Source organism: Acinetobacter sp. P1(2025) (assembly GCF_051390655.1).
In the GTDB taxonomy this organism is placed as follows: Bacteria; Pseudomonadota; Gammaproteobacteria; order Pseudomonadales; family Moraxellaceae; genus Acinetobacter; species Acinetobacter junii.
On record NZ_JBPKBJ010000003.1, the window covers coordinates 57,945 to 79,765 of the forward strand.

17 protein-coding genes are annotated in these 21,821 nt (G+C 39.1%); 5 read left to right on the plus strand and 12 right to left on the minus strand.

Annotated features, from left to right (window positions below; genetic code table 11):
• From ACSC97_RS01495 to ACSC97_RS01525, 7 genes are all read right to left on the minus strand, one after another.
• The gene (locus ACSC97_RS01495) at window positions 1–483 is read right to left on the minus strand and encodes a winged helix-turn-helix transcriptional regulator (RefSeq protein ID WP_436658951.1); all 483 of its coding nucleotides are present in this window, start codon (window positions 481–483) and stop codon (window positions 1–3) included.
• A 178-nt stretch (window positions 484–661) separates the two neighbouring features.
• A complete protein-coding gene (locus tag ACSC97_RS01500; RefSeq protein WP_436658953.1) occupies window positions 662–1,891 on the minus strand; it encodes a molybdopterin molybdotransferase MoeA in 1,230 nt (409 codons plus the stop codon).
• Window positions 1,891–2,814: a bifunctional molybdenum cofactor biosynthesis protein MoaC/MoaB gene (moaCB, locus tag ACSC97_RS01505; RefSeq protein ID WP_075696446.1), complete on the minus strand. Its 924-nt coding sequence runs from the start codon at window positions 2,812–2,814 to the stop codon at window positions 1,891–1,893. The genes ACSC97_RS01500 and moaCB overlap by 1 nt, the downstream gene beginning before the upstream one ends.
• 15 nt (window positions 2,815–2,829) lie before the next feature.
• The gene (locus ACSC97_RS01510; RefSeq protein ID WP_075696445.1) at window positions 2,830–3,372 is read right to left on the minus strand and encodes a molybdenum cofactor biosynthesis protein MoaE; all 543 of its coding nucleotides are present in this window, start codon (window positions 3,370–3,372) and stop codon (window positions 2,830–2,832) included.
• 2 nt (window positions 3,373–3,374) lie between these two features.
• On the minus strand, window positions 3,375–3,626 hold the full coding sequence (locus ACSC97_RS01515; RefSeq protein ID WP_004638937.1) for a MoaD/ThiS family protein: 252 nt from the start codon (window positions 3,624–3,626) through the stop codon (window positions 3,375–3,377).
• Between the two features lie 21 nt (window positions 3,627–3,647).
• Window positions 3,648–4,685 carry a GTP 3',8-cyclase MoaA gene (moaA, locus tag ACSC97_RS01520; RefSeq protein ID WP_418133844.1) on the minus strand — a complete coding sequence of 346 codons (1,038 nt, stop codon included), beginning with the start codon at window positions 4,683–4,685 and terminating at the stop codon, window positions 3,648–3,650.
• Window positions 4,686–4,956: 271 nt separating this feature from the next.
• Window positions 4,957–7,239 (minus strand): molybdopterin-dependent oxidoreductase, encoded by a 2,283-nt coding sequence (locus tag ACSC97_RS01525; RefSeq protein ID WP_436658957.1) that lies wholly within the window; start codon window positions 7,237–7,239, stop codon window positions 4,957–4,959.
• 406 nt (window positions 7,240–7,645) lie between these two features.
• On the opposite strand from ACSC97_RS01525, the gene dsdA reads away from it, so the two are divergent.
• Entirely contained in the window at window positions 7,646–8,977 is a 1,332-nt protein-coding gene (gene dsdA, locus ACSC97_RS01530) for a D-serine ammonia-lyase (protein ID WP_436658959.1), read from the plus strand.
• 42 nt (window positions 8,978–9,019) lie between these two features.
• On the opposite strand, the gene mobA is transcribed toward dsdA, so the two are convergent.
• The 5 genes from mobA to ACSC97_RS01555 all read right to left on the minus strand — a co-directional run bounded on the left by mobA (window position 9,020) and on the right by ACSC97_RS01555 (window position 18,071).
• Window positions 9,020–9,649 carry a molybdenum cofactor guanylyltransferase gene (gene mobA, locus ACSC97_RS01535; RefSeq protein ID WP_436658961.1) on the minus strand — a complete coding sequence of 210 codons (630 nt, stop codon included), beginning with the start codon at window positions 9,647–9,649 and terminating at the stop codon, window positions 9,020–9,022.
• Window positions 9,646–12,426, minus strand: a complete 2,781-nt coding sequence (locus ACSC97_RS01540) for a molybdopterin-dependent oxidoreductase (RefSeq protein ID WP_436658963.1) — start codon at window positions 12,424–12,426, stop codon at window positions 9,646–9,648. The genes mobA and ACSC97_RS01540 overlap by 4 nt, the downstream gene beginning before the upstream one ends.
• A gap of 86 nt (window positions 12,427–12,512) precedes the next feature.
• Window positions 12,513–14,132 (minus strand): nitrite reductase small subunit NirD, encoded by a 1,620-nt coding sequence (gene nirD / locus ACSC97_RS01545; protein ID WP_436658965.1) that lies wholly within the window; start codon window positions 14,130–14,132, stop codon window positions 12,513–12,515.
• An 11-nt stretch (window positions 14,133–14,143) separates the two neighbouring features.
• The gene (gene nirB / locus ACSC97_RS01550; RefSeq protein WP_005402691.1) at window positions 14,144–16,690 is read right to left on the minus strand and encodes a nitrite reductase large subunit NirB; all 2,547 of its coding nucleotides are present in this window, start codon (window positions 16,688–16,690) and stop codon (window positions 14,144–14,146) included.
• A gap of 28 nt (window positions 16,691–16,718) precedes the next feature.
• Window positions 16,719–18,071, minus strand: coding sequence for an MFS transporter (locus ACSC97_RS01555; protein WP_004915549.1), 1,353 nt, complete (start codon window positions 18,069–18,071; stop codon window positions 16,719–16,721).
• A gap of 528 nt (window positions 18,072–18,599) precedes the next feature.
• On the opposite strand from ACSC97_RS01555, the gene ACSC97_RS01560 reads away from it, so the two are divergent.
• From ACSC97_RS01560 to accB, 4 genes are all read left to right on the plus strand, one after another.
• The gene (locus ACSC97_RS01560) at window positions 18,600–19,190 is read left to right on the plus strand and encodes an ANTAR domain-containing response regulator (protein WP_004915545.1); all 591 of its coding nucleotides are present in this window, start codon (window positions 18,600–18,602) and stop codon (window positions 19,188–19,190) included.
• The gene (locus ACSC97_RS01565; RefSeq protein WP_436658969.1) at window positions 19,191–20,204 is read left to right on the plus strand and encodes an ABC transporter substrate-binding protein; all 1,014 of its coding nucleotides are present in this window, start codon (window positions 19,191–19,193) and stop codon (window positions 20,202–20,204) included.
• 703 nt (window positions 20,205–20,907) lie between these two features.
• The gene (gene aroQ / locus ACSC97_RS01570; protein ID WP_075696438.1) at window positions 20,908–21,357 is read left to right on the plus strand and encodes a type II 3-dehydroquinate dehydratase; all 450 of its coding nucleotides are present in this window, start codon (window positions 20,908–20,910) and stop codon (window positions 21,355–21,357) included.
• A gap of 26 nt (window positions 21,358–21,383) precedes the next feature.
• On the plus strand, window positions 21,384–21,806 hold the full coding sequence (accB, locus tag ACSC97_RS01575; protein WP_004915532.1) for an acetyl-CoA carboxylase biotin carboxyl carrier protein: 423 nt from the start codon (window positions 21,384–21,386) through the stop codon (window positions 21,804–21,806).
• Window positions 21,807–21,821: the final 15 nt, after the last annotated feature.

Sequence of the window (21,821 nt, forward strand, 5' to 3'; positions counted from 1 at the left end):
TTAAGCTGTCTTCTTCTTTTGCTCCACGAACGCGAAATATCCTGGTCCCGCTGCAACTCTTACATCTTTTACATGAATAGGCTCTTCGCATTCAGAACAAACCACTTTGGGGCTAATTTTCTTGCCGCAATTTTTATGTGTAAATTCTATCGGCTTACCTAACCCTTTATCCATCCATTTGTCAGCCCACTGTACCATCGAAAGAATGATTGGATACAAGTCTAGTCCTTTTTCAGTAAGTTGATATTCAAACCGCTCTTGGCGTTCTACATAAGGAACTTTAACTAAAATTTCATGCTCTACGAGGCGTTTTAAACGTTCTGATAACACATGACGTGTTAGCCCTAAGCTGCGCTGGAAATCATCAAAACGGCGTATACTCATAAAAGCATTCCGTAGAATCAACATTGTCCAACGATCACCTAAAACCGAAAGTGTTCTAGCAACAGAACATGGTTGCTCACCGATTTCTTCCCATTTCATTATTATCACCTAATTATTTTTTAAAGTATTAAAAGACACCATCCATGTCTTGAACCGTATTATTTATAAGAACAACAATACTGATATTACACTAAACCAGTTTATTCATTAGATGCAATATCAGAACTCGTCAACAGCACCTAAAAAATAAATCTAGTTACATAATGTAATCAAAAAATTAAGTCACTATAAATACACCTGTTAATTCTTGTCCAATCTCAAGTTTAGTATTTGCAGGAACTCGAACCAAACAATTGGCTTGCATTAAATTACTGAGCATATGTGATTGTTGCTTAGCTAGACTTTTTAATTTTAATTGTCCATGTTCGTAATAAGCCTGCATTCTTAAAAAACGCTCACGTGCATCAGATTTAAGTTCGTGTGTTAATGTTCCACTAAACCAATTGGCTGATTGATCTTGATTTTGCAATGCATCTAATAAAACCTTGCCATAGATTTGCATGCAAACATAAACTGCAGCTGGATTTCCAGGCAATCCAAGTAAAAAACAGCGATGCTCATCTTCAATATATTGGGCGAAGAAAAGTGGTTTACCTGGTTTTTGTTTAACTTTCCAAAATATTTGTTCGAAACCTGCGTCAAATGAACAAGGACGGACAAAATCATAGTCCCCAACAGATACACCACCTGTGGTGATGATCACATCATATTGTTGTTTTAATTGGTTAAAACATTGAGTAACACGTTGAGACTCATCTGCAATGTGCAGAATATTTACCTCTATGCCGTAATCTTCAAACCATGCTTTCAATAAAGGCCCATTTGCGTCAAAAACTTTGCCAGCTTTTAAATCTTCTGGTGTTTCAGCAACTTCATCACCAGTGACAAGCACAGCGACTTTAGGTAGTCGATATACAGCAATACTTCGCACACCGATCATACTCAATGCTGCAAGCGCACCAATATTAATTTTCTGACCACATTCAGCAATCTTCTGACCTAATTGAATTTCCTCGCCTGCAAAACGAATATCTGCTTGTTGCTGAATATGTTCGACTAATCGGATTTTATTATTTGATTCGATCTTTACAATTTCTTGTCTAGCGACATGTGTCGTTCCAGTTGGAACCTTACCCCCAGTAAAAATACGTATGGCTTGTCCCTGCAGAAGTTGATGATCAAGATCACTTCCTGCTTTTATCTCTCCAATAACTTCAAATACTGAATCTTGAAGATTTTCAGAGGATGAACATATTGCATACCCATCCACAGCACTTTGTGAAAAAGTGGGTAAATCGACCTCTGAATACACATCTTGAGCCAAATAACGATTCAGACACTCGGTTAATGGCAGTTGCTCAACCGTCAATGCGCTAGGCGTTGACTGAATCAACGCCAAAGCATCATCAATACTGATCAACCCTTTCTCAGCACCACATCCTGACATTACTCATATCCCCCTGGATGTGGAAAATCACGGCAAACATCAAAAATATGCACCAAGGCTGGCAAAATTGCAGCCATTGATTCACTTGCGCCGCCACGACTACCAGGTAAAGTCACTACTAACGAACGATCAATAAAACCAGCCACCCCACGTGACATAGCCGCATATGGCGTACGTTTCTGTCCAAAAGAACGCGCCGCCTCCATCAAACCATCCAATTTTCTTTCTAACAATGGCTCAAGCGTATCTACCGTTATGTCACGCTTCCCGATTCCTGTACCACCGACAGTCATAATGCATGCATAAGATTTGCTTAGCTCTAACACTAGATCCTTTAATTGATCAGATTCATCAGGCAGAATTTGATAATGAATTGGATCAAAACCAGCTTCTGTCAAAGTATCAACAACTGACTTTCCTGCCGTATCAGGTTTTCGACCAGCTGCCACAGTATCTGAGAGAACAATCACTGCAGCAGAAACAGGTTGACGTAATGTACGTTTGAAATGTGATTTTCCGCCTTTTTTCTTGAGCAATTTACATTGATCTAAACAAAGTTCTTCTGGTTCACAATGTGGTTTTAACATGTCATATAGCGTTAAACCGGCAAGACTGGCAGCTGTAAGTGCCTCCATCTCAACACCTGTAGGACCAATCGTTTCTACAGTGGTTAAAATTACGACATGATCATCATTTAATTCATATTCAACATCGGCACGATAAATCGGTAATGGATGGCAAAGTGGAATCAGCTCATCCGTTCGTTTCGCTGCCAATATACCTGCAATACGTGCAGTTTTCAGCGCATCACCCTTTTCAGTATTTCCGTCACGTAGGAGTTGAATACAATGTGCAGGTGCATGTAAGACAGCTTGTGCTTCAGCTACACGATAACTTTCGGGTTTCATCCCAACATTTTTCATCTCTACTTCCTAAATTTAATCGTGTGTATGGTCATGTGCACAATGTTCATGGTGCTGATGCGTTGTTGATTCTGCTTTTGATAAAGGAGAACTCAAGTGCTTTTTCGATTGAAGATTATCAGTAGTATCTTTTCGAATACAACAGCCTTCAACGTAATGGCTTGTTCCATCTGTGAAAAATTCCTCTTTCCAAATTGGAACTTCATGCTTGACTCGTTCAACAGCCTCTTCACAAGCTTGAAATGCTTCACGGCGATGCGCAGCATACGCAATTGCAATAATTGCGGTATCACCCACATCCAAATAACCAATACGATGAATCACTCGAACATAAGAAACTTGATATTTATCTTTAATTTCCTGTTCTATGTCACGAATCATCTTTTCTGCGACAGGTGTGTAAGAGGTATATTTAAGTGCTTTTACCGATTTTCCTTCATGATGGTTTCGCACAGTTCCTATAAAAACATCAATCCCTCCACATTCAGGAAATGACTGAATAGGATCAAAAATATCTAAACTTAATGCTTGATCTTGAACTCTTGAAAACTCACGCATTTCTAACCTCCAGCAACAGGTGACAAAAGCACCACTGTGCATGATGAATTTAGTACGGTCTGACGTGTCACAATATCTTCACCTATCGCGCAAGCACATTTATCCATAGCCTTTGTAGCATCTGGATAACGATCTACAATATGATTTAAAACATCTAAAATTAAACTTTCTTTAGCAAACTCAAATTGAAGTGGTTTGGGTAGTAATCTTTCTATCTCTCCAAAAGCTTCTATTTTAATTTCTATGGTTTGCATACCCTCTCCATATTTTTCAATCTAACCTCCAAGCATGTGCATACTAATTTTACGTACTTGTTGGTTTTGTATCGCGTGATAACCTTTGGCCTTATGCCAGATATAAGGTTTAATTTTTTGATCTAACATTTGATATGACACTTCAGATAAACCAACATGTTGTTTAATGGTGTTCAACAAATCGTTTTTGATATTCAAACCTTGTTGAGCAAATAAACAATTGAATAGTTCACCTTGTGCAGTTAGACGAATACGATCGCACTCACCACAAAATGAGTGGGTAATCGTCGAAATGATGCCAATTCGATAATCATCATCTAATAGATATTGGCGTGCTGGTTCATGATTTTGTTGAAGTAGCTCAATAGCATAATGAGGCTTTAATCGCGCTAATATTTCTGCTTCGCTCACTACAGCATCTTTTGTCCAATGTTGATCACCGTCTAGCGGCATAAACTCAATAAAACGTAATGGAATATTTTGATCTTTTGCCCATTTCACCATCGGTAGAATTTGATCATCATTGTGATCTTTCATTAAAACACAATTAATTTTAAAAGGGATTTCAGCTTTTTGAGCGGCTTTTATTCCTTCTAGTACAGGATTAAGTTCTTTCTTGGTTAGTGCTTTGAATTGTTTTGCATCAAGACTATCGAGGCTGATATTTAAATCATCCAAACCAGCAGCTTTTAATTGATCAGCGTACTTCGCTAGGTAATGACCATTAGTCGTCATTGAAATACGTTTTAAACCAATTTTTTTTAGTTGTTGCAAATCACGGATGAAATGAACAACTCCTTGTCGCATTAAAGGTTCCCCACCTGTAATACGAATATTCTCAATGCCTTGTTTCACCATATAAGTACAAAAAACCAAAAGGGATTCGAAACTTAATAAATCTTGCTTTTTCATCCATTCAGGATGTTCAGGCATACAATACACACATTTAAAATTACAACGATCCGTCACCGAAATACGTAACTTACGCTTAATACGACCATACTGATCTTGTAAGATCGGTAAATTCGTTTCAGGTATTTCATGCTTCATCATATGCACTCATATTGTGAATTTTCTCATCTTGTTCAGCACAAGTTGTGTGCGTATCTATTTTCCTGAACATATGAGAATTTTACTTAAGCAATTATTATTCCAATTTCTAAAATTCATCAATCATATAGTCTGTGTTTCGTTGAATGAACTTATCATTTTAATACTAGAGCAAAATCTGATGATTTATAGCTGATTATGGTTAAATGGAATTGCACTATTTCAAAACATATATAAATTTAAACGCAATAAAATAGTGCAAATCAACTCAATCTATCAACTATGCCGCAGGCTTCTCTAGTCGTACAGGCACATGTTTATGATATGGGGTTTTCGATAAAGGATCGCAATGCTTTAACGAAGTTAATCGATTCAATTCAGGTCCGATCGCCTGCCCCCCGTTATAACGTAAACCATAGCCATGTGGCAGCGAAACAACCCCTTTTCGCATTCCCTCATGGATCTCCACAACCACTGCAATCTGCCCATGTTCTGAAATACACTGCAATGAGTGACCAGTCTCTACGCCAAAATAAATTGCATCTTCAGGATTCATTCTCAAGCGACCTTCTGCATCAACCTTACGCCATGCTGGATCACGGTAGATTTGGTTTGCGTTATAGCTACGGCGCTCACCTGCCAATAAGACAAATGGAAACTGATCACTTGTACCTTGAGTTTGTTGATTCAGTTGTGCTAACTCAATCAACATTTCAGGGATTGCTAAATGAATCTTTTTATCTTTATAAGCAACCAAATCCCAGACATCATCATAGTTGTGTTTAGAGAGAATTACGCCTGAACGTTTTTGCAATATCGCTTGGAATAAGTTTACGCCTAGTGTTAAACGATTCCCTTTATAACCTGCTTGTTTGACTGCTTTATAGTGTTGAGCCGAATACTGCATACACAAAGGCAATAATAAAGCCGTTGATGCGGCGTCATTTGGTAATCTCTGCCCAAGTGTTCGATAAACAATAGATGCCGAAAATGGGACTAACTTTTTATTTTTCACAAAACTGGCAGCAAGTGCAGCAAAATAACCTAGATATGCTGTTTTAGCGGAATCCTTTTGCGCGATCTTATTCAGTAAAGGAAACTGTTTTGGAATAGCACCCATGGCTTCAAGTAGGCGAGTATAGATTTCCGATTCAGGCAGCGTATTGCCTTGAGCTTTAAAAAGCGGATGACGTAAATGGAAACCATTTTGTGGAAATTCCAAATTAAAGCCCGTAAATTCCCACTTTTCAAATTGACTATGCGCTGGCAATACATAATGGGCTAATCGCGCTGTTTCTGTCATCGCAACATCAACCACAACTAGCAACTCCAATGACTGGAATGCCTGTTCATAAGCTGCGGTGTCTGGATAGGTGAGCAATGGATTGCAACTATCTACAAAGACTGCACGTACTCGCTTATCACCTGCTTTTAAAATTTCGTCAGGTAAAATATTGGGTGGAAAAAAACCTGATATTGGAAACATCTTATGATGAACCGTACGACGATATTTAGGATTACGCTCATCAGTATTGGTCAAGATCGGAATAAACATAGTATGTAAGTTATTCGTTCCCTGTTTACCAAAATGCCCTGCGAGTAAATAAAGTAGTTTTTCCAAATATCCGTTTAATGTTGTGTTTAAAGTATGCTGAATCCCTAAATCAATACGAACACAACCACGCTTAGCTTTGGCAAAATCACGCACAATTTGATAGATCAATTCAACTGAAACATCTGCCTTCTCAATAAATTGCTCAATTGGGATGGCTGAAAATGCTTGTTTAACTTGCTCAAACCCATGCGTATGCTTTTGAATAAATGCTTGGTCATACAAATCTTCGCGCAACATGATCGCAATCATTGCAGACATCAAATAGGAATCTGTACCTGGTTTTAATTGCACATGGATATCAGCTTGCTTAGCCGTTTCAGTAACACGCGGATCAAAAACCACCATTGTTCGGTTTGGATCTTTCTTGATATGTTTTAAAGTATCACGAGCATTTGGAATACCATGTGCTTGAAACGGATTGGTTCCAATAAATAAAACATAATCCGCATGTTCCACATCTTCAGTAGTATGACAGGCTTGACTGCCAAACAAACGTCCATTTACCCAGAAATCACCAGTTTTCTCTTGAGCAAGTGAGTTATAGGCATAAAAGCTTTTCATTGCATACAATAGTTGGCGACCATAAGCCGCTCCTAGATGATTGCCTTGTCCACCACCACCAACCGATGCAAATGCTGTTCCGCCATGTACATCACGAATTTTTACTAATTGATCTGCGATTTCCTGGATCGCTTGATCCCAAGAAATTTCTTGAAATGAACCATCAGCTTGTCGCTTTAAGGGATGAGTTAAACGATCTGCATGTTGTTGATAATGCTGTAAACGTGCTGCTTTTTGACAAATGTAACCTTGTGAAAACGGATGCTGATCATCACCTTTAATTTTCTTAAATTGGTTGTTTTCGACTTCAACACTTAAACCACAGTTTCTCGAACATAAAATACAAGCAGTCACATCCTGTCTTGCAGCGCTAGTCGCCATTGGCATTTTATTCTCCCTATGATTTACAGTCTTATTCACCAAAGATCTTTTGATTTTTAAAAGCGAATAAGGTTCAAATTACAAATGATGAAATAAGCACGATAAGCACTTATCACGATTATTTTTCTGAATTTTAATTGCCCAAACATGATCTTAAATCATAATAATTTTTTTGGACAATCACTTAAAATCTTGTTAGTTCTAAAATAGAACTTATTTGATAAAAGATCAAGTACAATCAATCGAAATAAAGCTAAGACTTGACTTAGCAGAGTTCTGATAAATGACCAAGATTATTGTCATAAAAATATAATTTTTATTGATCCAATCCCTTTAATACATGAATATCTAAAAAGAATGGAATTTCTTTAACGATTCCTCACCATAATAGAAAGATCTTATGAATAATCCAATGAACTCGAAACAAATTGAAGCCCTTGTTGAACAGCACCCTGTTGTTGATGATCTCATTCAGCTTAAAGAAACAATTTGGTTGAATCCAAATTTTACGACCCTTGAAATAGGGCTACCTTTTGTTGGTCTTAATCAAAATGATATTGATGATGCCCGTGATCGTTTAGCTCGCTTCGCCCCTTATCTGATGTCCGTATTTCCTGAGACTGAGATAAGCAAAGGAATTATTGAGTCTGAACTGGTTTCGATTCCAAAGATGCAGCAAACGCTTGAAGCTCATTTCAAACAAGATATCACTGGAAAATTATGGCTCAAAAAAGACAGTCATTTACCAATCTCAGGATCGATCAAAGCACGTGGCGGTATTTACGAGGTGCTCTATCAGGCTGAAAAACTTGCCCTTCAAGCAGGTTTATTAACAATTGAAGATGATTATTCAAAATTAGATAGTGCAGAATTTAGAGGTTTTTTTAGTCAATACAGTATTGCCGTTGGCTCTACAGGAAATTTAGGACTTTCGATTGGTATCATGAGTGCCAAACTTGGCTTCGATGTCACTGTGCATATGTCGGCAGATGCACGTCAGTGGAAAAAAGATAAATTAAGATCACATGGTGTTACCGTTATTGAATACGCACAGGATTATGGTGTTGCGGTTGAAGAAGGTCGTAAAGCCGCATTAAAAAATCCAAATTGCTTTTTTATTGATGACGAAAATTCAAACACTTTATTTTTAGGATATGCCGTTGCAGGTGAACGCTTAAAAGCACAATTAGAATCTCAAAATATTACGGTTGATCATGACCATCCTTTATTTGTTTATTTACCTTGTGGGGTTGGTGGTGGCCCTGGTGGCGTTGCATTTGGACTAAAAATGGCTTTGGGTAATCACGTACATTGTATTTTTGCAGAGCCAACTCATTCACCATGCATGTTGCTAGGTGTAGCAACAGGCTTACATGATCAAATCTCAGTACAAGACCTAGGCATTGATAACATTACCGCAGCAGATGGCTTAGCAGTAGGACGTGCATCTGGATTTGTGGGTCGAGCGATGCAGAGACTACTCGATGCTTTCTACACACTGGATGATCAAAGCATGTATAAATTATTGGGGCTACTCAATCAATCTGAAAATTTAAAACTGGAACCATCAGCCTTAGCTGGAATGTTAGGTCCAATCTTAATCAGTCAGCACCAAGAATATGCTGCTATGCATCAACTGACTGCGCAACAAATGAATAATGCTAATCACATTGTTTGGGCAACTGGTGGTGGTATGGTTCCAGTTGAAGAAATGGAAATTTATTTGCAAAAATCCATAATCTAAACATCCATATAAACATCTAAATAAGAAAGCTTTTTTAACCGATCAGTTTGAAACAAACATCTGTTTAAAAGCTTTCATCTGCTTGTATTGTTGAAGCTCATCCAATGAATTGATGCTATGACAAAACAGGCTTTGCTTTTGAAAGACAACGTGTTGAGCGTGTAGTTGCCTAAAAGTTTCTCTTAAACTTAATTTATTTGCAGCGAGCTGGTTTTCTAATATCGACAAACTCGCTCTTTTTAACAAGCAAAATGGATACAAGGCATCGCCATTGATATTTACATACGCAACTGATGCTTGCGGATTTTTCTCTAAAGCCCTATGCAGCTTTGCAAGCACTTGATTTGGGATATAAGTCACATCACAAGGAATAAATAATGCATATTCTGCTTGTACACGCGACCATGCACTTTTCATTCCCATCAACGGCCCTAAAAAGCCGTTTTGATCATCAGAAAAACATTCAACAGTCGGCTCTATACTTTTATAGATCGAGCTATCACGATGACTATTGACCCATATCTGCTGAACTTCCGATTTAAAGCGTTGACAAATTTTTGACAATTGAATCTGATCATCAAACTGTTGCAATAGTTTGTTCATCCCATTCATTCGTCGTGCCTGCCCTCCCGCCAAGATCACGAGATCTGTAGCGGGAAAATCTGTTTTCATGCTTCCGCCTCCAACTGGCAGGTTTTAATCAAACCTCTGATCTCAGGTAAACAAGAACCACAATTACCACCCGCTTTTAGACATGCTGTCACTTGTTTTTCATGAGTAATATTCTGCGTTTTAATTGCTTCAATGATCTTATTTTTACCTACTTTAAAGCAGCTACATACCAATGGTCCATCATTATTCGCGGCTGACATCGGCATACCAGCAAGCAGTGCTTTACGATGTAATGCACTTAAACGCTCACGTTTGAATAAACTCGCAACCCAATCACGATCAGGCAACATATCCGATGGCGCAATATAGAGACTGGCAATCAAAATACCATCTTTTAAAATGATGCTATGACTCATTTGCGCTGAAACATCTTCAATACTCAACCATTCATAAGTTTCATCTACAAAAGGCAAGAAACTTTTTAAATTCTTCTGAGTCTGATCAAAGTTGTGACGATCTGCAATTTCGAAACGAACTGCTTTGGCTATTTTAACTTTTGCCCACCATGCACATGTTTGCAATGAGGTTTTGATTTGTTGTTCAAACCCATCTCTGACATACAAAACACCTTGCCATGTCGTATGGAATGGCTGAATTGCAACAGGTGTATGTTTAAACTCAGGTTCGCCTGATATTTCATCTACAACTGGATTAACTACTTTTCCGACACGAGCATCAGAGGCAACTTGCTCAGTCCAATGAATCGGTGCAAAAATTTGACCACGGCGAACACCTTGAGCCAAAGTGACACGCAGAACACAACTGCCCCATTGTGACTTCACTTCAACCAATGCTTTATCACGAATACCAAATTTTAAAGCATCATTCGGGTGAATTTCACAAAATGGCTCAGCTCGATGAGTGGTCAGATTTGCTGATAAACCTGTTCGTGTCATGGTGTGCCATTGATCACGAATACGTCCTGTATTCAACACCAATGGATAATCTTCAGAAATTGCATGAACGGGATCAATTGCCACTGTCGGGATCAGTTTTGCTTTTTTGTTTTTATGACTAAACAAGCCTTGATCAAATAACTGCTCAACCGCAGTACTTTGACCTTTTTCCCAAACGGGCCATTGGATCGGACGTAAATGATCATATTCATCCAAAGACAAATTCATTAGTCCTTTTAGATTGAAATAACGAAAGTTTTCAACTTGATCACGTTGATCCAAACTTGCATTGTGATACGCAGATAAGGCTGCGTGTTCATTAAAGATGTCACATGCATTGTTAAAATCAAAACCAGAAAAACCTAATTTTTTCGCAACTTCAGCAACGGCCCACCAGTCTGCTTTTGCTTGCTTTGGAGCAGGTAAAAAAGCTCTTTGACGTGAAATACGGCGCTCTGAGTTGGTCACAGTTCCATCTTTTTCACCCCAACCTAACGCGGGAAGCAACACATCCGCATAAGCTGTGGTATCTGTATCAGCACAAATATCTGAAACCACGACAAATTCACATTTGTTCAATGCGCGTTTTACTTGATCCGCATCAGGTAAACTCACCACAGGATTGGTTGCCATAATCCATATGGCTTTAATTTTCCCAGACTCTACAGCTTGGAATAAGTCAACTGCTTTCAGTCCCGCTTGATTGGCAATCACAGGACTGTTCCAAAAGTTTTGTACAAGTGTTTGGTGTGATGGATTATCGATGTCCATATGTGCTGCCAACATATTGGCTAAACCACCCACTTCACGGCCACCCATGGCATTCGGTTGACCTGTCATTGAGAATGGCGCAGCACCTAACTTACCAATTTTCCCTGTCAAAAGATGGCAATTGATGATGCTATTGGCTTTATTCACCCCTTGAGAAGATTGATTCACACCCATTGAAAATAAGCTCACAACTTTTTCAGTTGTTGCAAATTTTTCGAAGAAGAATTTTAGCTTTTCTGCTGAAATTCCCGTACGTTTCACGACTGAGTCAAAATCAGCTTCAGTCTGACTAGATTCTAGTAAAGTGTCTAAACCTTCTGTGTGTGTATCGACAAAATGTTGATCAATAAAGTTATTCTTATATAAATACTGTAATAAACCATTGAACAAAGCGACATCTTGTCCAGGTAAAATTGGAAGGTGCAAATCTGCTTGTTCACATGTACTAGTAAAACGGGGATCAACCACAACAACGAATAAATCTGGATTTTTACTTTTAGCCTGCATGATGCGTTGGTAAAGTACAGGATGACACCATGCAGTATTTGAACCCACCAACACCACCATATCGGTAAATTCAAAGTCTTCGTAACTTGCTGGCACGATATCCTCACCAAAAGCACGCTTATGCGCTGCAACTGCTGAAGACATGCACAGACGTGAATTGGTGTCGATATTGGCTGTACCTAGATAGCCTTTCACAAACTTATTGACGACGTAATAATCCTCAGTCAATAGCTGCCCTGATACATAAAATGCCACACTGTCACGACCGTGTTGATCGATACAAGTTTGGAATTGATCTGCGATTTTTTCTATGGCTGCATCCCATGTCGTTACCTTACGATGGTTCTTACGACCAAACATCGGATGCAAAACGCGAGTCTCTAATCCTAGAGTATCCGCCAAATTACTGCCTTTAATACAAAGGCGTCCAAAATTAGATGGATGTTCAAAATCACCAGCAACCTGAACCGTTGTTCCTTGTGCTTTATGATTTACCGTTACATCAACACCACATCCAACCCCACAATAGGGACACGTTGTTTTTGTAATGATTGTTTCTGCTTGATCGGAGCGACTGTGTTCTAAATTTTGAATACTGTTCATGACTGCCCCTTCACCTATTTCATCTATGCCTGAATTTCACGTTCTGTTTGGGTTTAGGCACCGAGGAACCTAAACCCCAAAGATGATTAACCTGCTTTCTTCATTGCAAAATCCTTACCAAATAACAATTTATTTCTAAATGTTGAAATTGGTGTTTGATCTGCAATCAATTCCGCATACCACATGCCATCTTCAGTATCACCGAACAGTACCGCACCGATGACTTTATCTTTCTGAATAATGATACGCTTGTAAATTTGTCGTTTTTCATCATTCAGGATAATGTCTTCGTAATCTTCTTTCGGTTCAAAATTTCCAGCCGAGAATACATCAACACCACTCACTTTAAGCTGAGTTGGAACGGTTGGTGATTTGAAAGTTAAACTACCGTGTTCTGCCAAGTGTGTTGCACAGATAAATGCTTGTCCCCACAATGGCTCTACAAGACCAAAAGTCTGATTACGATGCTCAATACATTCACCTACTGCATAAATACTTGGGTCAAATGTTTGCATCGTATCATTGACCAAAATACCACGATTACAACGTAAACCAGCACTTTGAGCCAAAGCAATATTCGGACGAATACCTACAGCAAATACGACAAGGTCGGCATCCAACACTGTGCCATCTTTCAGACGTACTTGGTTAACATGACCATCTTTACCAATCAATGCTTCAGTATTTGCCTCAGTGATAATATTAATCCCTTTTTCTTCAATACTTTGACGCAACATACGACTCGCACGACCATCAAGCTGACGCTCCATAATGCGATCCATCAAATGAAGAACAGTGACATTCATGCCACGTTGCTTGAGACCGTAAGCTGCTTCTAAGCCAAGCAAACCACCACCAATCACCACAGCATTTTTCTTCGTTTCGCAATATTTAATCATGGTATTGACATCATAAATATCACGGAAGCTGATCACACCTTTCAAATCTACGCCTTGTACAGGTGGGATAAATGGAGATGAACCTGTTGCAATAATCAAACGATCGTAATCGACACTTTCGCCTTTTTGTGTATGCACTACTTTACGAGTACGATCGATTTTTATAGCAGGATCGTCAGCAATAAATTTGATGCCCTTATCGCTGTACCATGCATGTGGATGCAACATAATGTCATCAATAGTTTTCTCACCAGAAAGCACTGGTGAAAGCATGATACGGTTATAGTTACCCCAAGGCTCTTCACCAATCACCGTCACATCATAACGATCAGGTGCCATGTCGAGTAAATCCTCTAGACAGCGCATTCCAGCCAAACCATTACCAATCAAAACGAGCTTCAGTTTTTCTTGAGAAACACCATTATTGGTAATATAAGTTTTTTGCGGAACAGTACCTACCCAAACTCGACCATTTTCGATTTTGGTTGGAAAAACAGAAAGCTTTTGATCTTTATCTTCTAGGCATCGACCTGTTGCTAAACTGAAGTGTTGTTTGTAAATCGGTGAGGCAATAACACGCTCACCTTGCAAATCACCAATAATACCGCGCGCCATAACATTCGCTTGGCTGAATGGATCTTTATTGCTTAATGCATAAATACGTTTTTCGTTCCCTACGCGAAATAAAGCAACGGATTGCCCCGCAATAAGTGCTCCTACACCTGTATTTGGCGTGATGTCATCAAGGTTACATACATCGACCCATTGATTTTCTGGAAGCATATTCATGTCTTTTAGATTTGTCATTTTGATTCTCCTTATGCTTCTACCATCGGGATACGATCAACTGAACGTTCAGCTTCATTTAATGGACGGATCTGATCACGAACTTCGGTAAATTGAATATATGGATCAGCTTGCTCTTCAGCGCTTGCATTAATGTAAGTTTGGAAGCGTTTACGAATCTCAGGATTCTCTACTGCAGTACGCCATTCGTCTTGATACGTTCCAATCACGTGTGCCATACGATTTTCCAGCTCTTCAGCAAGACCCAAAGAATCATCCACAATCACAGCTTTGAGATAATCTAAACCACCTTCCATATTGTCACGCCATACACTCGTACGTTGTAAACGATCCGCAGTTTGGATATAGAACATAAAGAAACGGTCGATATAACGGATCAAAGTTTCGGTATCAAGATCAGAAGCTAAAAGCTCTGCATGGCGCGGCTTCATTCCACCATTACCACATACATAAAGGTTCCAGCCTTTTTCTGTCGCAATTACACCGACATCTTTACCTTGTGCTTCAGCGCATTCACGCGTACAACCTGACACAGCCATTTTTAGTTTGTGCGGTGAGCGTAAGCCTTTGTAGCGGTTTTCTAATTCGATTGCTAAACCAACAGAATCATCCACACCGTAGCGGCACCAAGTGCTACCCACACATGATTTCACTGTACGTAATGATTTACCGTAAGCATGCCCTGACTCGAAGCCTGCTGCATTCAACTCTTCCCAAATAAATGGTAGCTCGTGCAGTTGAGCACCAAATAAGTCAACACGTTGACCACCTGTAATTTTTGTATACAGGTTATATTTTTTAGCAATTTGACCTACAGCAATCAAACCATCTGGAGTAACTTCACCACCTGCCATACGCGGAACAACCGAGTAAGAACCATCTTTTTGGATATTTCCTAGATAGTAGTCATTACTGTCTTGTAGACCTGCGTGCGTTGGCTCCAATACAAAGTCATTCCAGCACGATGCCAAAATGTTCGCTGTCATTGGTTTACAAATATCACAACCTAAACCATGACCATGTTGTTGAATCAAATCATCAAATGTTTTGATTTCATTGACACGCACCAAGTGATAGATCTCTTGACGTGAGTATGGGAAGTGTTCGCATACATGGTTATTAACCGTTACACCTTGACGTTGTAACTCAGATTTTAAAACTTGAGTAACTAATGGCGCACAACCACCACATGCTGTTGCTGCTTTAGTACATTTCTTTAAAGCACCTAAAGAGGTGGAACCATCACAAATGGCTTGGCAAATATCTGCTTTCGATACATTGTTACATGAACAAATCGTTGCGCTGTCTGGAAGTAAATCAACACCGCTACCACCTGCTTTCGCGCCAGAATCAGCAAATCCTGGCATGATTAAGCTTTCAGGTGTTTCTGGCAATGCGATACCATTCAACATCATTTGTAAAAGATCGTTATATTCTTTTGCATCACCAACAAGTACTGCACCCAGTAATTTGGTTTTATCTGCATCTACGACGATTTTCTTATAAACTAATGCATCTTCATCAGCATAGAAATAGCTAAGCGAATTCGGTGTCATGCCATGAGCATCACCAACCGATGCCACATCTACACCCATCAATTTCAACTTAGTGCTCATATCAGCACCAGCGAAACAATGTGTTTCTTCAGCTAAGATATGCTTGGCTGCAATACGCGCCATATCATAGCCCGGCGCAACGAGACCATAGATTTTATTGTCCCAAAGCGCACATTCACCAATTGCGTAAATATTTTCATCAGATGTTTGGCAGTAATCATTGATCTTGATACCACCACGCTCCCCAAGCGCTAAACCGCTTGAACGTGCTAACTCATCACGTGGACGAATCCCCGCAGAGAATAAAATCACATCCGTTTCAAGCTCACTACCATCAGCAAATTTCATTACATGCTTAGCATTATTGCCAGCTTCAATACATTGCGTTGCTTTTTGTGTGTGAACTTTTACACCTAAGTTTTCGATTTTACGGCGTAATACTTTACCGCCCAAATCATCGATCTGAACCGCCATCAAACGTGGAGCAAATTCAACCACATGTGTTTCAAGATTTAAATCACGTAAAGCTTTAGCCGCTTCCAAACCGAGTAGACCACCACCGATCACCACACCTGATGTCGCATTTAGGCTTGCAGCACGGATCGCATCTAAATCTTCAATGGTACGATATACAAAGCAATTTTCACGATCATTACCTGCAATTGGCGGAACGAAAGCATATGAACCAGTTGCCAGTACGAGTTTGTCGTAACTGATGACATCACCCATACTAGTAGTCACGGTTTGTTCTTTTGTATCAATTGCAATAGCTTTGGTATTTAGTCTTAAATCGATACCATGAGCATCGGCAAAATCGAAACGAGCAAGTGATAAATCTTTCGCTGATTTACCTGAAAAATATTCAGTCAAATGTACGCGGTCATATGCAATACGTGGTTCTTCAGCAAGAATTGTTATCTCTAATTCATCATCAGCTTTCTCTAAGATGGCTTCGATGAATTTATGACCCACCATACCGTGACCAATCATCACTAATTTCATTGTGTTTCTCCTAAAATCTAATCTGAGATTAAGCTGCGCTGTTTTGTTCTGAGCCACGTTCTAAAATTGCTTGTTCAAATAAACGTTGTTCTTTTTCTTTATGCTCTACCGAAAATCGGATAAGCATGACCGAACTCGCAGCAATGACCACTAAGCCACCTAAAACCATTAAACAAGTTTGAATATCCAACATACCTTTCAGTAAGAAACCTGCTGCCACTGCACCAACGTTTCCACCTGCACCGATGATGCCTGCAACACCACCTAGCGCTTCACGATCAATGAATGGAACAAGCGCATAAGTCGCACCACATGCCATGTGTGTGAATAATGCAAATACCGTCATTACGAGAATAGCGAGTACAGGTCCATTCATTTGCGAGAACAACATTAAGAAAAGCCCTTCGCCAAGGATCAATCCAAACAGTACTTTAGTACGACCATCCAAGCCTTTTTTGAGTGCAACTTTGTCTGAAAGAATCCCACCCAATGCACGGGCAAATAATGCGAGCAAACCAAAGATACCTGCTGCTAAACCAGCTTCTTTTAATCCGAAACTAAAGTGTTCGACGTAGTACATCGCAATGATGTTATGGATAAAGATTTCGATACCGAAACAAGCTGCATATGAGAAAAAGAGAATCCATACGCGGTAGTTGCGTGCAGCATGCATTAAGATTGCTAGACCACCTTTTTTATCGCTACCAACAACCACACCTTGAGCACGTAACTCTTTGAAATCACCTTGAGGACAATCTTGAGTAAACTTCCAGTAAAGGAAACCTACGATCACCATCATGACACCTGGAACGATTAGTGCGAGTCTCCAACCAAATGCTTGCTCAACACCAAACATCACCAATGCAGATAGTAATAACGGCATGAGTGCTTGTGTTGCCCCACCACCAGCATTACCCCAGCCAGCAGAAGCTGCGTTTGCAGTTCCCACGACATTTGGAGCAAACATGATGCTAGTGTGGTATTGCGTAATCACAAAACTCGCACCAATTGCACCAATTAATAAGCGAAAGAACAGAAATGATTCATAACTATTTGCAGAAGCGACACCAAAAACGGGGATACTGCCGATAATCAACAAAGCGGTATATGTTTTACGTGGTCCGTACTTGTCACATAAAGGACCAACGATCAAACGGACTAAGATGGTAATTGCGACTGCTGCGATATTGATATTTGCGATTTGATCTTTAGTCAGATGAAATTCACCTGCAATGACTGGCATTAAAGGTGCACATGCAAACCAAGCAAAGAAACAAACGAAGAAAGCAAGCCAACTCATGTGGAATGCCCGCATCGCTGGTGCAGAAAAGTTAAATAACTTTATTGATGTGGCTTTTTTTGCCGATAAATCTAAAGACATTGCCATCTCCCATACTGAACGCATATTGCTTTGTTGACACAGCACTCTGTGTGAACAAACCGATCAGATCGGACATCGTTGGCCGTCTTACAATTTTTTGGAAAGTCGTCTTTGACTCAATAAATATTTAGCAAATGCTATGCCAACTTTAATAAATCAAAGCAAGATATTATATTAATAATTGTTTTATAATGATTTTTATAAATAAAAATAGCTTAAGCACTACATTTTACCCCTATACAAAATAGGGCTTTATGAGGATGACCCGTTTTAAAGCACAATTCTTTCTGCTTCAAAAGAACTCTTTTTACGCACCAAAACAATACATTTTATAGTTTTAAAACATAGTTCTAAATTTTCTTTGGTTCTAAAATCAATGAACGATACAATAAAGCGCATAATGTAGATGCTAAAGGAGCGATTGCACCGAATAAGAATAACTCCAATGGCACCAATTTTGCTTTGAAAACAACATTCATCGTGCACCGTCTTAAATGCACACACACTTATCGTTTGATCTTTATACTTATGCCGAAACTCAGAATCGCACTTATTGATGATGATCAAGCCCGAGCTGAATACATCAAAACTTGTTTAATTGAACATGATTTTGATGTTGTTGCTTGCTTTACTCTTGATCACCTGAATATTTTCAAATTGGAACATCTTCAAGCAGATGTCATTTTGCTCGATATGGATCATCCACATCGTGACGTTATTGAAAGCTGTGTAAGTAACTTTGACCTACCCACTGTACTCTTTACTAAAAACACTGACAAAGACACCATCAAACAAGCAATTGATGCAGGCATCACTGCCTATATTGTTGATGGTATCGATCCAAGTCGTTTACATACCATTCTGGACATTTCGATTGAGCAATATAAAAAGCATAAAAAACTTGAATGTGATCTAAAGGATGCGAAAACAAAACTCGCAGATCGAAAAGATATTGAAAAAGCGAAAGTTTTACTGATGCAACTTCACGGTCTCACTGAAGATACAGCATTCCAATTATTAAGAAAAAATGCGATGAGTCATCGTATGACAATCGGTGAAATGGCACGTCGTCTACTCGATGCACAAGAGCTTTTAAACAATCAACTAAAGGATGAATAAATGAGCAGTTTAGAAAAAACAGAATTGCAACTTGGTTATATTCCTTTACTTGATTGCGTAGCACTGCTTTGGGCTAAACAACGCGGTTTTTTTGATGAAGAAGGATTAGATGTTCGCCTGATCAAAGAAGCATCTTGGGCAAGTTTACGCGATCGACTGGCATTTGGTTTACTCGATGCTGCACATTGCTTATCTGCTATGTTACCTGCTGCTGCAATTGGCAATGATCAGATTGGTATTCCCTTACAAACACCATTAGTTTTAAGCGAGAGCCGTGCTTTTATTAGCCTGAGTCAGAAACTATGTTATCAATTACAGATTCAAAAAGACGATACTGCGGAACAATCTGCTCAAAAGTTAGTAGATTATCTTAAAGAAAATCATCCTGTTTCACTCGCGCATGTGTTTCAACATTCTATCCATCATTATTGTTTAAAAGAATGGCTTGCTTTGGCAGATAGGGAACTTGCAAAAAACATTCAAGTAAAAACCTTACCGCCATCGTATATGGTTGAAGCACTAAGCACTCATTTAGTCGATGGTTTCTGTGTAGGTGAGCCTTGGAATACCCAAGCTGAACTCGCAGGATTAGGACAAATTGTATGTTCAAGTCAGCAAATTATCCCAAATGTCGCAGATAAAGTGCTTGCTGTGACACATGATTGGGCAGAACAGCATCCGAGTACATTAATCGCACTCACTCGAGCTTTAATCAAAGCACAGCAAGAGCTTAAATCGATTGAAGACTTTGCGCCAATTTGGGACCTTTTAGTCGAATTCGATATTATTCAGTTTGAATGTTCTGAAGAAGTGCATGTGGAGAAATATCATGCCATACAAAATATAGTTCGCCATCTGATTGAAAATGATGCACAACCCAACGTGACTGACTTTGAATGGTTGTTTGAGCAAATGCAGCAATGGAATGCCTTAGAATCATCATCCGAAATATCTACTGAGCTCGCTCAAAATTGTCTACTGCCTCAGATTTATAAAACAGCATCAGTAAATTAAAGACAAAAAAAAGCTGTCTTCAATCGAAAGACAGCTTTGAAAGACCCATAAGAGATACTACGCCAATCGAAAGTTGTCTCTTAAGTACGAAGTATATTATCGAAGCAATAGATATCTTTTTCGGACATTTTGATGTCATTAACTGCCATAACAAATGTGAAAATTCATCATTTTTGCCAACTTACAATTTATACGAATCTACTTAATTGTCTGAGAGAAATACTATTTCCAAAATGAACACTTTATAAGCTTTCATAATTTTCTAATATCAAAAAGCTATTTTCTCATACTCGATTGCAGTAGACAAAAGCACAATACAAATCCCTTTAAAACAATGCTTTAATCTTAAGACATGTTTAACTCTCGCCTCAATCATGTTTAAAAAACCAACACTTTCACTCACTTAAGTTATGATCAAAATAAGACTTTTAAGTGATTGACTCATCAGTTACACAAATCTCATGAACGATTCGGGTGAGTTCGGTTTAAAATGTTTTAAAAATAAATAAACCTATTTTTTTGTCATATTTTAACATTGCGATTTCCTTGCAAAGTTTTCATTATATGCACCATGCTTGGCATGCAACTTTCTTCACTCAGTAAAAGAAATTATAAAAAAATTGCAGAATTTTGTGCCATAATAAGCAAACTTTGCAGACATCTTGCAAATTAAATTTGCAATTTTAAAATTGGAGCAGGCTAAATGAGCTCAACCATTTTGGTGATTCACGGACCGAATTTGAACTTGCTAGGTAAGCGAGAACCAGAAGTATATGGTTATCTCACGCTAGACGATATTAACAAACAATTAATTGCTCAAGCCAAAGATTCATCTCTTACATTAGAAACATTCCAAAGCAACTGGGAAGGTGCAATTGTTGATCGTATTCATCAAGCACAAACTGAAGGTGTAAAGTTTATCATCATTAACCCAGCTGCGCTCACCCACACTTCTGTCGCTTTGCGAGATGCGTTACTGGGTGTTGCAATCCCTTTTGTTGAAGTTCATTTGTCCAATGTTCACGCTCGTGAAGCATTCAGACATCACTCTTTTCTATCCGATAAAGCCATTGGCGTAATTTGTGGCCTAGGTGCTAAGGGTTATTCCTTCGCACTCGATTACGCTATTGAAAAAATTCAATCTTCTAACTAATTTAGACATTGTAGGAACATGCACTCATGGATATCCGTAAAATCAAGAAACTCATCGATTTGATGATTGAATCTGACTTACAAGCCATTGAAGTTAAGGAAGGAGATCAATCTATTTCATTGACTCGCCCTACTCCAGTGTATGCTGCTGCACCTGTGGCGGCTGCGCCTACAACGGCAGCTCCAGCGGCTCCAGCAGCAAAAACTCCTCGTGGTGCTGTTGAAACATCACCAATGGTTGGTGTGTTCTATGCAGCTGCAAGCCCTGGTGAAGCACCATTTGTTAATGTCGGTCAAACCGTTTCTGCTGGTGAAACACTCGGAATCATCGAAGCAATGAAAATCATGAACCCGATCGAAGCAACCAAGAGCGGTGTGATTGAAGAAATTCTTGTAAAAAATGGTGAAGTCATCCAATTCGGCCAACCGCTTTTCCGCTACCGCGCTTAATAAGTTGGGGATTTC